The following is a 14,001-nucleotide window of genomic DNA, read 5'->3' on the forward strand; positions in this document are numbered from 1 at the left end:
CGGAAAAGCGGCGTCAGGTTGATCCTGCTCAGGTTTCGCGGAAGGCGCGGGTGAAATAGTCGGTCAGCGGTTTCACAAGATATCCCAGCGGCGTCCGGTCATCGGTCCGAATAAAGCTTTCTACTGGCATCCCCGGCAACAAGGCGCTTCCTTCTGGCAGGCGGTCAATTTCGCCTTCATTCAGGAGGATTTCGGTGCGGTAAAAGCTCAGCTGGCTGGCCTGGTCCTCAAATGCGTCTGCGGACACCTGCACGACGCGGCCAAACAGTTCTGGCGTCTGCCGCTGGTCAAGCGCAGCAAAGCGCAAACTGACCTCCTGCCCGACGCCCACCTGATCAATATCGGTTGGTTCGACACGGGCAGTGATGATCAGCGGGCGATCCTGTGGCACGATAAACAGCAGCGGATCGGCAGGGCGAATGACTGACCTTTCGGCAAAGACCGACAACCCGTACACCACACCAGAGACCGGCGCCGTGATATCAAGACGCGCCAATTGCTCGCTCAGGCTGCGGCGGCGCTCTTCAAACTCAAGCTCGCGGAATTGAATGTCGCGCAACTGGCTGATCGCTTCCTCGCGACGGCGGCTATCCAGTTTGAGAATTTCGATCTGGATTTCGGTGGCCCGCCCTTCGGCTTGGGCGCGCGTGGCCGTCAGTTCGCCGACCGTTCCCAGCAATTCGGCCTCGGTCCGTTGAAGCGCAAGGACACGTCCGATCTGCGCCAATCCTCGTTCCAGCAGGCTTTGCTGACCTTCCAGTTCCTCTTCGATCAGGACAAGCTGGCTTTGCAGCGCCTCTAGTTGCGCGTCGATCCCCTTGATCTGATCTGTGATCTGACCGGCCCGTTTGCCCAACTGCTCCTTTTCACGCGCAATCGAGTCATTGCGGGCCGCAAAGAGCCGTTTTTGACCTTCGACGATATCCTCAATGGCGGGACGGTCCAATTGCGCCAGAAGACGGTCATCAAAGCTGATGGCCTCGGCCTGATCACGCTCCGCTTCAAGCCGACCGCGACGCGCCATGGATTCGTACCATTGGCCTTCGATGATCGCGAGTTCAGAAGCAATGAGAGTCGAGTCGAGCCGGAGCAAGACTTCTCCTGCTTCAACCGTGTCGCCTTCGTCCACACTGATCTCGCGGACAACACCACCGTCGGGATGCTGTACTACCTGTCGGTTGCGGTCGACTTCGATGCGCCCACTGGCCACGACAGCCCCTGAGATTTCGGCGCGGACGGCCCACGTGCCGAAACCGCCCACGAGCACCAGAAGGGCCAAGAGGCCGATGATCATGGGTCGCTTGGCTGAGTAGTTCACATCGCTCATGATACGCCTGCTCCGGCTGATCCCGAGTTGCGGATTTGCTGGTGGTTCTGGACGACCTCGCGCAGGACCTCTTCCTTAGGACCAAACGCTTTGCGCTGACCGTTTTCGAGCATCAACAGCACATCACATTCCTGAATGGCCGCTGGGCGGTGTGCCATGATCATCACTGCCTTTCCGTTGGCTTTATAGTCGCGAATGGCTTGGTTCAGGGCGTTGCTGCCCTCGTTGTCGAGGTTGGAATTTGGTTCATCCAGAACCAGAAGAACAGGATCGCCATACATCGCCCGAGCCAGACCGATCCGCTGGATTTGCCCACCGGACAGTCGGCCCCCGATGGCCGAGACGCGGGTGTCGTAGCCCTCTGGCAATTGCAGGATCATGTCATGGGCCGCCGCGCGCTTGGCCGCTTCGTGAACTTTTTCGGCATCCGGTTGCAGCGACATGCGCGCGATGTTTTCGGCGATGGTGCCGTCAAAGAGCTGAACACGCTGTGGCAGATACCCGATCAAACCCCCAAGGACATCCGGCTCGTAATTGTCCAAGGACGCGCCATCGAGCCTGATCTTGCCCCCGGCAGGGCGCCAGACACCAGTTACCGCGCGGGCCAGTGTCGACTTGCCGGCTCCTGACGGCCCGATGACGCCGCAGGCCTGACCTGGCATGACAGTGAAGGACACCATCCGCAGCGCGGCTTGCTGATCACCGGGCGGGACAACAGTTGCTTGCTGCACGTCCAGCCGTGCCGCGGGATGCGGAAGAGGGGTGCGTTGCTGTTCCGTGCCGACTTCGCTCAGCAGAACCGCCAGCTTTTGCCAGCCTTCGCGCGACCGCTGCACGATGGGCCATTGACCGATTAGCTGCTCGATAGGCTGAAGTGCCCGGCCCAACAGGATGGACCCGGCAATCATCGCACCGGCTGTCAGTTCATTTTGCAGCACAAGGTAGGCCCCAAGGCCAAGCATGGCCGATTGCAGGAACAGGCGCAGGGACTTGGTCATCGACTGGAACGTACCGCCGACATCATTGGCTGTCATGCCCTGATCAAGACTATGATCGCGGGCAATTTTCCAACGTTGGAACGTCGCGCCGCGCATGCCCAAGGCCTGCACCATCTCTGCTTCTGTGCGCATCTGTTCGCCAAGCACCTCGGCGCGCAGGGTGGCACCGGTCGCTTGCCGAAGCGGATTGCGCGTCAGGAACTGGTTGGCCAACGTGACACAGATCAACAGCGCGCCGCCTGCAAGCGCCAAGTGCCCAAGCCACGGGTGGAAGATGTAAATGCCGACCAGAAAGACTGGCGTCCACGGAATGTCGAACATCGCCATCAGGGCTGGGGAGGCGATGAATTTCTGCACAGCCTCTAGGTCGCGCAGGCCTGTCGCCTTCTCCGGGTTCGGATCAACTGCCGAGCGCCGCAGAACAGCGGAAAAGACACGATGGTCGAGCGAGGATTGAAACCGCGCTGCGACACGCGCCATCACCCGGCCCCGAGCGTAATCCAGAACGCCCATGATCCCGTAGAGAAAGACCACCAGAACCGACAGCGCGATGAGCGTTTCTTCGGACCGTGATCCAAGCACACGATCATAGACCTGAAGCATGTAAATCGGCCCGGTCAGCATCAGCAGGTTCGCAAAAAAGCTGAACATCGCGACGAACCAGTACAGGTTTCGCGACTGCGCCCGTGCCTTTCGAAGCTCTGCCTGCCCGGCAGAGGTGTCACCGACCTGATTGCGCATAATGAAGCGGCCTATCCTGTTTCGGGGGGTCGCAGCCCCCGTTAATAAGTGTTATTCCGGTGGCACACATTAATGACACCGACGTGTTTACATCTATATTTTTGTTAATGACTGATTATCTGACGTTTTCTCAAGACCACAATCGAGACTTTTGATGCCCACCTCCTCTGAACTTTTGACCGTGGCCAAGCGCGCGGCTGCCGTCATGGCTGTCGTTGCCGTGGCGGGGTGCGCCGCGACGCCCGAAGGGGTGGATATCCACGACCCTTATGAAGCGTCAAACCGTGAGGCGCATGCGTTCAATAAAAAGATCGACCGGGGAGCGCTGCGGCCTGCGGGCAATGTCTATGGGGCATTGGTGCCTGATCCGATTGATCAGGGCGTTCAAAACTTTGCCGATAACCTCGGCGAGCCGCAGAACGTGCTCAATTACACGCTTCAGGGAAATCTGCCGGATGCGGTTGAACATTCCCTGCGGTTCCTCGTGAACACGACGGCAGGGGTCTTTGGCCTGTTTGACGTCGCCAGTGCGATTGGCTTTGCCGAGGATGATACCGACTTTGGCGAAACCCTGCATGTGTGGGGCGTGCAAGAGGGTGCATATCTGGAAGTGGCCTTCCTTGGGCCCACAAACGAGCGGGACCTTGCCGGTACATTTGTCGACATGTTTACCGATCCCGTCAGTTTTGTAGTGAGGTACCCGGAAAAGGGATACGTCACCGCTGCCAAGGTTGGTGGTGTTCTTGATCAACGTTACGAGTTCGGTGAGACGGTGGATTCCATCCTCTATGACAGCGCCGATAGCTATGCACAGTTGCGCCTTCTGTCGGTGCAAAACCGCCGGTTCGAACTGGGACAGGCGGCGACGACCGCGACAGCAGCGGGTGAAGAGGATTTGTATGATGACTCCTATTTTGAATAACCTGTCCCGGCGGACCGTCCTTGGCGGTCTCGGTGCCTCATTGGCCGTTCTGGCAACGCCAGTCTTGGCCCTGACCGATGCGCAGGCGCGATCGCTGGTAAATGGTCTGGTGAATGACGTGAACCGTGTGATCGCTTCCGGCAAATCCGAAGGCGCCATGATCCGCGACTTCAAAGGTATCTTTGGGCGCTACGGCAATGTTCCGTTCATCGCGCAGTCGGCGCTGGGCCCAAAATCACGTGAGTTGTCGAACTCGGAACGCAGCGCCTATGTCGATGCGTTTGCGGATTACATGAGCCGCAAATACGGCAAGCGTTTCCGCGAATTCATCGGCGGACGGATCGAGGTGCAAGGCGCGCGCCCCGCGGGTCGCTTCTTCGAAGTGGACACGGTGGCGTTTCTGCGCGGAGAGAACCCCTTTGCGCTGACCTTTGTTGTGGCCGAACGCGGTGGTGAACGCCGTTTCGTCAATATGTACATCGAAGGCGTCAATGTGCTCGCCTCCGAGCGTGTCGAAATTGGTGCGCTGCTTGATCGGAATGGCGGACAGGTGTCCGGCCTGATCAACGACCTCAAACGCCTCGGCTAAATGTGCTGAGGCATACGGGCTTGGGGCGGCCCATCAGCCGCCGCCAAGAAGCGATTGCAACAATCCTCTGATAAACCCATCTCCATCCGCCTGTGAGCGCGGTTGAGGCTGAGGTGCGCGCGCTTGTGGGGCTGGCTGTTGCCGTGCCGCAGGACGCAGCATCGGAAGCGGAGCAGGCGGGACGGACCCGTGAACGCGCGCGACCGTCTCGCGCCAGATATCCGCAGGCAAGCCGGAACCAAGGACCCCGCGCAACGGCGTGTTGTCGTCATTGCCCATCCAGACACCGACCACATAATCCGAGGTAAAGCCGATGAACCAAGCATCACGTGCAGCCTGCGTCGTGCCGGTTTTTCCGGCGATCTGAAACCCGTCGATGCGGGCGCGGCGTCCGGTGCCGTTTTCGACGACTTGCGACATCATGTAGATCAGCTTGCCAGCGGCCTCTTCGCTGATCACGCGCTCTCCGATGCCGCCGGTGCGTCCGGCCAACAGGCTGTCCTGACCTTGAAAGCGGATTTCGTTGAGACCGTAAGGCTCGACAGACGATCCGCCGTTCAAGATGCCCGCGAAGGCTCCGGTCATCTCAAGCAGTGTGCTTTCAGATGCGCCAAGAGCAAGCGCAGGCCCATTGGCAAGGTCGGATTCGATGCCAAAATCCTCTGCGACCCGCGTCACCAGATCGCGTCCGAGCCCTTCGGAAATCTTCACGGCGGGGATGTTCAGCGATTGCGCCAAGGCCTCGGTCAGTGTGACACGGCCCGCATAATCATTGTTGAAATTGCGCGGCGTGTAAGCCCCAGACCCCGGCACATTGAAGGTAACTGGTTCATCGATGACCGTGTCATTGGGATTGTAGCCCAACTCCATCGCCGTTGCGTAGACAAAGGGTTTAAAGGTCGATCCGGTTTGACGTTTGGCCATGGTCGCACGGTTAAAGGCACCGGCCACCTTGGTATCACGTCCCCCGACCATTGCACGCACCGCGCCGTCCGCGCTCATCACCACGATGGCGGCTTCGGCCACAGATGTAGGCGACACCTTGGTTTCAAAGATAAAGGCCATCGCCTCTTCCGCAGCGGCCTGAATGCGCTGATCCAATGTGGTGGTCAGAACCATGTCCGCGCGATCGCCGAAGGGCAAGTTCTTGGAGTTCAGTTCGGACAATACCCAATCGGCAAAATACCCGCCGGTGGCGCGCTCTGCCGCCGCGCTGAGCGTAGCGGGGTTGTCCCACGCATCCCGCGCTTGGGCGTCCGTAATATAGCCTTGCTCGTTCATCAGACGGATGACCGTTGCCGCGCGTTCATTGCTGCGTGCAAGGTTATTGGTCGGTGCATAGCGTGTCGGGGCAACAAGCAGACCGGCGAGAACCGCCGCCTCTTGAATGGTGGCTTCAGAGGCTGGCTTGCCGAAATAGCGCCCCATCGCGGCCTCGAACCCGCGCGCGCCAGCGCCAAGGAACGCGCGGTTCAGGTAAATCGAAAGGATTTCTTCCTTGGTGTATTTGATTTCCATACCCAAGGCGAAGATCGCCTCGCGTGCCTTGCGCCACACCGTTGTCTGGCGGCAATCGGATTCGTAGGCAGCTTCGCTGTCCCATTTTTCTGGATCGTACGGGGTGCCAAGGCACAACAGCTTCGCGGTTTGCTGGGTCAGCGTCGAGCCGCCATGGCCTGACAAGGGGCCGCGCCCTTCCCTCAGGTTGATGCGGACGGCGCTGGCCACGCCGCGCGGCGAGAGGCCCAAATGATTCCAGAACCGCTTATCCTCGGTTGCAACAACGGCGTTCACGATATGCTCTGACACCATATCCGTGGTGATCATCCCGCCGAACTGATCGCCGCGCCACGCATAGACGTCGCCATAACGGTCAAGCATTGTGACCGAGCCGCGCGCGCGCCCATCCACCTGATCAGCGGCGGGCGGCAGCGTTGCAGCAACATAGAAGGCCGCGCCACCGACGAGAACAACGCCGACGACCGTGCCACGCCATAGGAACGCCCAGATCAAACGCAGGATCGCGCGCGGAAGGGCCAGCAGCCATCCGAGCAGACCAGACCGACGTTTGCGCGCTGGTGCGCGTTTCCGCTTGGCCGCAGGTCGGGGCGTGGCAGCGGGCTTGCGTTTGGGTTTTCCGGTCGCGGGATAGCGCTTGTCGGCCACAAGGGGCCGCCGCGTCCCAGAGGAAGACGAGGATGGTTTTCTGCTCATGTCATCGTGCGCCTTTGGCGTTCTAAAGATGTCCTAACGGATTCCCACGAGGCTGTCCTGCCCGTTTTATCAGCCACTTTGAAATCGTAATTCGCCTAAAAATTAAACAAAGCGTACTTTTTGTGCAAATTTTGTGCACTTCTGTCGAGTCCAGGCCCGCAAGAAACCGCCGATTGCTTGAAGGCAGGCCCTCTTTAACGACCCTTCCCCTTGTACCCGGCACCTCCCGCCGGGGCTGCCTGCCACGTTTGGAAGGGAACAGACACGTGAAAATGATCGTTGCGGCCATCAAACCGTTCAAGCTCGAGGAAGTGCGCGAAGCGCTCACGGCCCTCGGCGTTCGCGGAATGATGGTTACCGAAATCAAAGGCTTTGGCTCGCAATCGGGCCATACCGAAATCTATCGCGGCGCGGAATACGCCGTGAATTTCGTGCCGAAGGTGAAACTGGAAATCGTCGTCGCCGCCGCCATGGCCGAGCAAGTCGTCGATACCATCGCCAAGACCGCCAAGACCGAGAAGATCGGCGACGGCAAAATCTTTGTCCTTGATGTGGAAAGCGCGCTGCGTGTCCGCACGGGCGAAACCAACGACGACGCGCTCTAAGGCGCTGCTTGAAGGGATCATAAGAGCTATGAAACTGACAAAACTCCTCCCAGCCGTTGCCGTGCTTGCCGCGCTGCCGACGCTGGGCTTTGCGCAGGAAGAAGCTGCGCCGGGCTTTGACGAAATCGGCCCGTATATCATGACAACCCTGCTGTTCCTTGTGGGCGGCTTCCTTGTGTTCTGGATGGCTGCGGGCTTTGCGATGCTCGAAGCGGGCCTCGTGCGCTCCAAGAACGTGGCGATGCAGCTCACCAAGAACATCGCACTCTTCTCGATCGCGTCGATCATGTACTGGCTGGTTGGTTTCAACCTGATGTACCCGGGCGACTTTAACGGCTACTTCGCTTTCAACTTTGTCCCGACCGTGCTTGAGCCGGTGGGTCTTGCGGCTGCGGATGCATCGCTGGACTACGCCTCCGTCGCGTCGGACTTCTTCTTCCAGCTGATGTTCGTTGCTGCAACCGCCTCGATTGTTTCGGGCGCGCTGGCTGAACGTATCAAGCTGTGGCCTTTCCTGATCTTCGTCGTCATCCTGACCGGCCTGATGTACCCAATCTCGGGTTCCTGGCAGTGGGGCGGCGGCTGGCTGTCGGAAATGGGCTTCTCGGACTTCGCGGGCTCGACCATCGTGCACTCCGTGGGTGGCTGGGCTGCTCTGGCTGGTGCGATCGTGCTGGGTGCTCGTAAGGGCAAGTATGGTCCAGACGGCAAAGTCACTCCTATGCTGGGTTCGAACCTTGCGCTGGCAACTCTGGGTACGTTCATCCTGTGGCTCGGTTGGTTCGGCTTCAACGGTGGTTCGCAGCTGGCGGCTGGCACCGTGGGCGACATCACCGACGTGGGCCGCATCTTTGCCAACACCAACATGGCTGCTGCCTCGGGTGCCGTTGCTGCCCTGCTGCTGACGCAGATCATGTACGGCAAAGTCGACCTGACCATGGTTCTGAACGGCGCACTGGCTGGCCTCGTGTCGATCACCGCTGAACCTCTGGCACCATCGCTCTTCGGCTCGCTGCTGACCGGTGCTGTGGGTGGTGTGATCGTGGTCTTCACTGTGCCACTGCTCGACAAGTTCAAAATCGATGACGTGGTCGGTGCCATCCCTGTCCACCTGTTCGCAGGTATCTGGGGTACGCTGGCGGTTGCCTTCTACACAGGCAACTGGGGCGCACAGATCACAGGTATCATCGCCTACGGTGTATTCACCTTCGTGGTCGCACTGGTGGTGTGGATCATCCTGAAAGGTGTGATGGGTATCCGCGTCAGCGAAGAGGACGAGATCAACGGTCTCGACAGCTCCGAGCTGGGCATGGACGCCTATCCTGATTTCTCGAAAGGCTAATCCTCCTTCCGATTGGTCCTTCAAGACTGACCCCGGCATTGCGTGATGTCGGGGTTTTTTCATGCGCAGATCAGGGACTTTGACGGCAAGGCCGGCTTTGTCCATGATCCCGCCCATGACAGAGCTTCCCAGACATACGAATCCGGTTCAGGAACTGGCTGCTACCGTTGCAGCTCCGTTTGAGAGCGCGCGGACAATGCCGCCCTCGGTCTATACCTCGGAGCTGTTTCTGAAGCGCGAGATGGACATGATCTTTGCCAGGGAATGGGTCTGCGTCGGACGCTCTGACGGGCTTGCCAATCCCGGCGACTACACGACGATGGAGATCGCCGGACAGCCGATCATGGTTGTGCGGCGCGCAGATGGTACGCTTGCTGCCCAGTCAAACGTGTGCCTGCATCGCATGTCGACGATGCTCGAGGGTGAAGGAAACACCAGCACCATTGTCTGCCCTTACCATGCATGGACTTACGGGTTGGACGGGCAATTACGTGGCGCGCCAGCCATGGGCCGGAACACGGCGTTTGATCGCAAGGAAAACTGCCTGCCCCAATTACGCTGCACGGAATGGCTGGGCTGGCTTTTGGTCAGCCTGAATCCCGATGTCCCTGATCCGTCCGAAAACCTGTCTGATCTGGAAGAACTTATCGCGCCTTTTGGCATGGAAACCTATCGTCAGACATTTCGGGAGCACCATCATTGGAACACCAACTGGAAGGTGCTCGCTGAGAACTTCATGGAGAGCTACCACCTGCCCGTGTGTCACGCCGGTACGATTGGTGGGTTTGTCGATCTTGAGGAAATGGATTGCCCGCCCAGCGGCGCAAATTGGAACTATCATTCAATTCTCAAGGACCCTGATGCACCTCTGACCAACGCGCATCCGACTAACACCAGTTTGACAGGTGATCTGCGCCGGACGACCGTGCTGTTTACTGTTTACCCCAGCCTGCTGGTGACTCTGACACCTGGGTATTTCTGGTATCTGTCGCTTTTGCCGGATGGGCCGGATCACGTGAAGATCATCTATGGCGGGGGGCTTTCACCTGACTATGTCAACGATCCCAAGGCGCAGGAGCATTTCGCGCAACTCAAGGAGTTGCTGGATCGGGTCAATGACGAGGACCGGGGATGCACCGAAGCCGTCTATCGCGGCTTGTGTTCACCCATGGCCACGCCGGGCCACCTCAGCCATCTGGAACGTCCGCTCTATGACTTTGCGACCTGGATCAATGACAGGGTGCAACGGTAGTCTATTAGCCGTGCCGGCGATGGGCCGCGGCACGGCGAACCGACCTGAATTCTGATTGATTTATGGCTGATATGATAGCTCAGCACGTTCCTAGCGCGCTTTTGCTAGCAAATCGCCGGGCCGTGGGGGCGGCCCGTCGATGGCGCGGCGGGGCTAAAGCCCCTTGTTCCGCGCTGAGGTGTCTAATTCAAAGGACGCTCGCGACCGCTTTCGCCAGCACCGGCACCGTCTCTTTGTTCAGGCCCGCAATGTTGATCCGGCTGTCACCGACCATGTAGACCGCGTGGTCTTCGCGTAGCTTTTCGACCTGTTCCGGGCTGATCCCAAGGCGTGAAAACATGCCCCGGTGGTCTGCCACAAAGCCGAAACGGTCCGACCCGGTTTCCTGCCGTAGGCAGTCGGCCAGCAATTGACGCAGTTCCAGCATCCCGCCGCGCACCTCTTCCAGTTCGGCTTCCCAATCTGCACGCAAGTCCGCGTCGTTCAGGATCATGGTCACAAGCCGCGCGCCGTGATCCGGCGGGAACGAAAAGTTCTGGCGGTTCAGGAATGCCAGCGTCGACTGCATCAGCCCTTTATCACCCTCCTTGCTGATCGCCATCAGGATGCCTGTGCGTTCGCGATAGATGCCAAAGTTCTTGGAGCAGGACGCGGCAACAATCACTTCCGGGCAGGAGGCGGCGACTTTGCGCACGCCAGCGCCATCGGCTTCCAGCCCGTCACCAAAGCCCTGATACGCGATGTCGATCATGGGGATCGCGCCACGGTCGTTCAGGATCTCGATCACGGTGTCCCAGTCGTCGGGGCGGATGTTGGCGCCCGTCGGATTGTGACAGCACCCATGCAGCAAGACGACATCGCCCGCTTTCACGGTTTTGAGGTCTTCGACCATACCGTTGAAATCCACGGCGCAGGTCTCAGAGTCGAAATAGCGATACTCCGCCATCGGCATCCCCAGATATTTCAGGATCGACGGATGGTTGGGCCACGTTGGCGCGGACAGCCAAACGGTCGCGTCAGGCTTGGCCATCTTGATCAGCTCGAACGCCTGACGGATCGCGCCAGTGCCACCGGGCGTTGCGGCTGCCGCGATGGTGTCACGCGGGACGCTGTCCCCAAGAACCAGTCCGATCATCGCATCCTGAAAACCGGGATCACCTGCAAGGCCAGTGTAGCTTTTGGTCTCTTCGGTTTCCCACAGCTTCTTCTCGGCCGCCTTGACGGCGCGCATGACCGGTGTCGTGCCTTCGGCATTCTTGTAGACACCCACGCCAAGGTCGATCTTGGTCGTGCGCGTGTCCGCCTTGTAGGCAGCCATAAGCGCAAGAATTTTGTCGGCGGGTTGTGCGGTCAGCGCATCAAACATCAGTCGTCTCCGGTCGCGACGTTAAGGGTTGGAAATTGGCCCCATTCGGCCCAGGAGCCGTCGTAGAGCGAATGGTCAGTCTTGCCAATGCGTTCCAGCGCAAGCGACAGGATCGCAGCTGTGACGCCTGAGCCGCAGGTCGTGATGGCGGGCTTGGACAGGTCGACGCCAGCTGCCTCGAAAACGCTGCGCAATTCGTCCGGCGCCTTCATCGTTCCATCACTGTTCAGCAAGGTTTCGTAATGCACGTTCTTTGATCCCGGGATGTGCCCGGCGCGCAGACCTTCGCGGGGTTCTGGTGCTTCGCCGCGGAAGCGCGCAGGCGCGCGTGCATCAATAATCTCGTGGTCACGCAGCTTGGCGGCATGTGCGACTTGCGTCACGTCGCGGACAAGGGTGTTCTGCTTGCTTGCCGTCAGGTGGCGATCCCGGATCAGCGGCGGCATGTCCTCGGTCGGGTGCGCCTCGGCGACCCATTTCGGGAACCCGCCATCCAGAACAGCAACATCCTTTTTGCCCATCAACTTAAAGAGCCACCATACGCGCGCTGCGGAAAACAGACCGGCGCCGTCATAGACAACGACCTGATGACCATCGCCAACGCCCATGGAGCGCATGCGGCTCATGAATTTTTCCACCGGCGGCGCCATATGTGGCAAGTCGCTGCGGTGATCCGAAATCTCGTCGATGTCAAAGAAACGCGCGCCGGGAATATGGCTTGCGTCATACTCGGCTTTCGCGTCGCGGTCAGATGTCGGCAGATACATCGACGCATCAAGAACCCGCAGATCGGGGTCTTTCAGGTGGTCTGCCAGCCAAAGGGTCGACACCAGTTGCTGTGGGTTATCATCGCGCATGGGAGTCCTCGGATCGAATGCCGCCCCGCATACTCTGATGTCACCAAAACGGCAAGAAATGCTGGTGGACCCCAGAAAAAGGAAAACGGGCGCTGCCCGACCAGCAGCGCCCGCCCATGTTCAGCAATTCGTCCGATTCGGTCGAGTTACTTGGCCATCATATTACGGACCGCGCCGACGATAGCCAGCACAACGCCACCACCGACGCCGCCGCCGGCCACCTGACCGATGATCCCGCCAAGGTCCATGCCGCCAGAAGCCAGATCACCAGCGCCCAGTTGCGCAAGGATCGAGCCACCCAGACCACCGCCAACGATCCCGGCGATCGAGTTGATCAACGTGCCCTGATTGAGGTTCTTCAATGCCGCGCCTGTCACGTTGCCGCCAACAGCGCCGGAAATCAGTCCGATCAAGAGTTCCATTGTGGTTTTCCCTCCCCTTTTTATTCAGCGGGTCGTCAGTCTTTGTCCGCCGCAAGCGACCCATCTCGCAGTCGGCTTGCACGATAGCTGCGATTCGCATTGATTGGGCATGGGCATTTCGGGCGGTGTTTCCCCCCCAGTGTTCTGAACGAATGCGCAACAGCGGGTGACTTTGACTATGATCCTTTCTCAGGCAGTCCCCGAACGCCCTGTCCCGGACGTCCAAGAAGCCCAAGAATGGTATCGCGATACTCTTGGCTTCGAGATCGGTTGGTTCAACCAGGCGGGAAATATCGGCGCGGTGAACCACGGCGGCTGTACCCTCTTTTTCAGGGGTTGCGCAGAGGCTCTAACCGCTCCCGTGCTGTGGGTGTTTGTTGAAGATGTGGATGCCTTTTATGCGGCGCTGCTGCGCACCGATGCCACGATCACGATGCCTTTGCAGAACACACCTTGGGGCTTGCGCCAGTTTACGGTGGCCGATCCCTACAGGACCGTCCTGCATTTTCACCATGACCTGTAAAGATCAGCCGTTGCGCAACAGCCGCTGCTTTTGACGATTCCAGTCGCGCTTGGCCTCGGTCTGGCGTTTGTCGACGTTCTTCTTCCCCTTGGCGATGCCGACCTTCAGCTTCACCAGACCTTTGTGGTTGAAATACATGACCAGCGGGACAAGCGTCATGCCTTGTCGTTGAGTGGCGTTCCAAAGCCGGGCCAACTCGCGTTTGGACACAAGCATCTTGCGACGGCGGCGTTCCTCATGCGGGAACATCTTGGCTTGCGCGTAGGGGGCGATATAGCTGTTCACCAACCATAGCTCGCCATCCTTCACCTCTGCATAGCTTTCGGCGATGTTGGACTGGCCTACACGCAGCGATTTCACCTCGGACCCCTGTAGGACAATGCCAACCTCAAGGTCTTCGTCGATGGCATAGTCATAGCGCGCACGCCGATTTTCGGCGATCACCTTGTAGTTCTTTTCTTCTGGGGTCTTTTGCTTGGCCATCGCGTGGATATAGGGCGCGTGGCCCCGCGGGGGCAAGGGGGCGGGCAAGGCCCGTCACGTGATTGAGCGGACCTTGCCCAAAGTGGTGATCAAGCTGTCACAGGGAAAGCAGCCTAATACCACTGACCCAGCGACATCAGATGCAGAGCTGTCGCGGCGTCTTGCGACAACGGGCTGAGTTCCTGTGCCTTTTGAAGACCCGCGTCGCGCGCAAGGTGATCTGAGACGGGATGTGTCGTGCCTGTCAAAGAAGCGCTCAGATATGCCCAAACGCCAAGTGCACGGTCCCAGAGAGACGGAATCAGATGTGCGGGTGCTATGGTGGTCATGTCGGCCATCGTGGGCCTCCTTTCTGGCTGA

At 59.3% G+C, this 14,001-nt stretch carries 14 protein-coding genes; 6 read left to right on the forward strand and 8 right to left on the reverse strand.

Features of this window, described 5'->3' with window-relative positions:
* Positions 1 to 28: 28 nt before the first annotated feature.
* Complete coding sequence (locus tag FE702_RS13245) at positions 29 to 1,327, reverse strand: HlyD family type I secretion periplasmic adaptor subunit (protein WP_147126774.1); 1,299 nt, start codon at positions 1,325 to 1,327, stop codon at positions 29 to 31.
* A complete protein-coding gene (locus FE702_RS13250) occupies positions 1,324 to 3,066 on the reverse strand; it encodes a type I secretion system permease/ATPase (RefSeq protein ID WP_147126775.1) in 1,743 nt (580 codons plus the stop codon). The genes FE702_RS13245 and FE702_RS13250 overlap by 4 nt, the downstream gene beginning before the upstream one ends.
* Before the next feature lie 154 nt (positions 3,067 to 3,220).
* On the opposite strand from FE702_RS13250, the gene FE702_RS13255 reads away from it, so the two are divergent.
* Together FE702_RS13255 and FE702_RS13260 are read left to right on the forward strand one after the other, a co-directional pair.
* A complete protein-coding gene (locus tag FE702_RS13255; RefSeq protein ID WP_147126776.1) occupies positions 3,221 to 3,988 on the forward strand; it encodes an MlaA family lipoprotein in 768 nt (255 codons plus the stop codon).
* Positions 3,966 to 4,577 (forward strand): MlaC/ttg2D family ABC transporter substrate-binding protein, encoded by a 612-nt coding sequence (locus tag FE702_RS13260; RefSeq protein WP_346722164.1) that lies wholly within the window; start codon positions 3,966 to 3,968, stop codon positions 4,575 to 4,577. Before FE702_RS13255 ends, FE702_RS13260 begins: the two co-directional genes overlap by 23 nt.
* Before the next feature lie 33 nt (positions 4,578 to 4,610).
* Here FE702_RS13260 and FE702_RS13265 read toward each other — a convergent pair whose 3' ends face one another.
* Positions 4,611 to 6,791, reverse strand: a complete 2,181-nt coding sequence (locus FE702_RS13265; protein WP_147126777.1) for a transglycosylase domain-containing protein — start codon at positions 6,789 to 6,791, stop codon at positions 4,611 to 4,613.
* 266 nt (positions 6,792 to 7,057) lie between these two features.
* On the opposite strand from FE702_RS13265, the gene FE702_RS13270 reads away from it, so the two are divergent.
* From FE702_RS13270 to FE702_RS13280, 3 genes are all read left to right on the forward strand, one after another.
* Positions 7,058 to 7,396 (forward strand): P-II family nitrogen regulator, encoded by a 339-nt coding sequence (locus tag FE702_RS13270; RefSeq protein WP_147126778.1) that lies wholly within the window; start codon positions 7,058 to 7,060, stop codon positions 7,394 to 7,396.
* Positions 7,397 to 7,424: 28 nt separating this feature from the next.
* A complete protein-coding gene (locus FE702_RS13275; RefSeq protein WP_147126779.1) occupies positions 7,425 to 8,738 on the forward strand; it encodes an ammonium transporter in 1,314 nt (437 codons plus the stop codon).
* Positions 8,739 to 8,853: 115 nt separating this feature from the next.
* A complete protein-coding gene (locus FE702_RS13280) occupies positions 8,854 to 9,990 on the forward strand; it encodes an aromatic ring-hydroxylating oxygenase subunit alpha (protein WP_147126780.1) in 1,137 nt (378 codons plus the stop codon).
* Positions 9,991 to 10,177: 187 nt separating this feature from the next.
* On the opposite strand, the gene FE702_RS13285 is transcribed toward FE702_RS13280, so the two are convergent.
* From FE702_RS13285 to FE702_RS13295, 3 genes are all read right to left on the reverse strand, one after another.
* On the reverse strand, positions 10,178 to 11,356 hold the full coding sequence (locus FE702_RS13285) for an amino acid aminotransferase (protein ID WP_147126781.1): 1,179 nt from the start codon (positions 11,354 to 11,356) through the stop codon (positions 10,178 to 10,180).
* Entirely contained in the window at positions 11,356 to 12,213 is an 858-nt protein-coding gene (gene sseA, locus FE702_RS13290) for a 3-mercaptopyruvate sulfurtransferase (RefSeq protein ID WP_147126782.1), read from the reverse strand. The genes FE702_RS13285 and sseA overlap by 1 nt, the downstream gene beginning before the upstream one ends.
* A 146-nt stretch (positions 12,214 to 12,359) precedes the next feature.
* A complete protein-coding gene (locus tag FE702_RS13295) occupies positions 12,360 to 12,635 on the reverse strand; it encodes a hypothetical protein (protein ID WP_147126783.1) in 276 nt (91 codons plus the stop codon).
* Positions 12,636 to 12,813: 178 nt separating this feature from the next.
* On the opposite strand from FE702_RS13295, the gene FE702_RS13300 reads away from it, so the two are divergent.
* Positions 12,814 to 13,158: a VOC family protein gene (locus FE702_RS13300; protein WP_147126784.1), complete on the forward strand. Its 345-nt coding sequence runs from the start codon at positions 12,814 to 12,816 to the stop codon at positions 13,156 to 13,158.
* 3 nt (positions 13,159 to 13,161) lie between these two features.
* Here FE702_RS13300 and smpB read toward each other — a convergent pair whose 3' ends face one another.
* Both smpB and FE702_RS13310 read right to left on the reverse strand, forming a co-directional pair.
* Positions 13,162 to 13,641: an SsrA-binding protein SmpB gene (gene smpB / locus FE702_RS13305; RefSeq protein ID WP_147126785.1), complete on the reverse strand. Its 480-nt coding sequence runs from the start codon at positions 13,639 to 13,641 to the stop codon at positions 13,162 to 13,164.
* Positions 13,642 to 13,754: 113 nt separating this feature from the next.
* A complete protein-coding gene (locus tag FE702_RS13310; RefSeq protein ID WP_147126786.1) occupies positions 13,755 to 13,979 on the reverse strand; it encodes a hypothetical protein in 225 nt (74 codons plus the stop codon).
* Between the last annotated feature and the right edge of the window lie 22 nt (positions 13,980 to 14,001).

It is taken from the genome of Shimia ponticola (assembly GCF_007995215.1).
Taxonomy (GTDB): Bacteria; Pseudomonadota; Alphaproteobacteria; order Rhodobacterales; family Rhodobacteraceae; genus Shimia_B; species Shimia_B ponticola.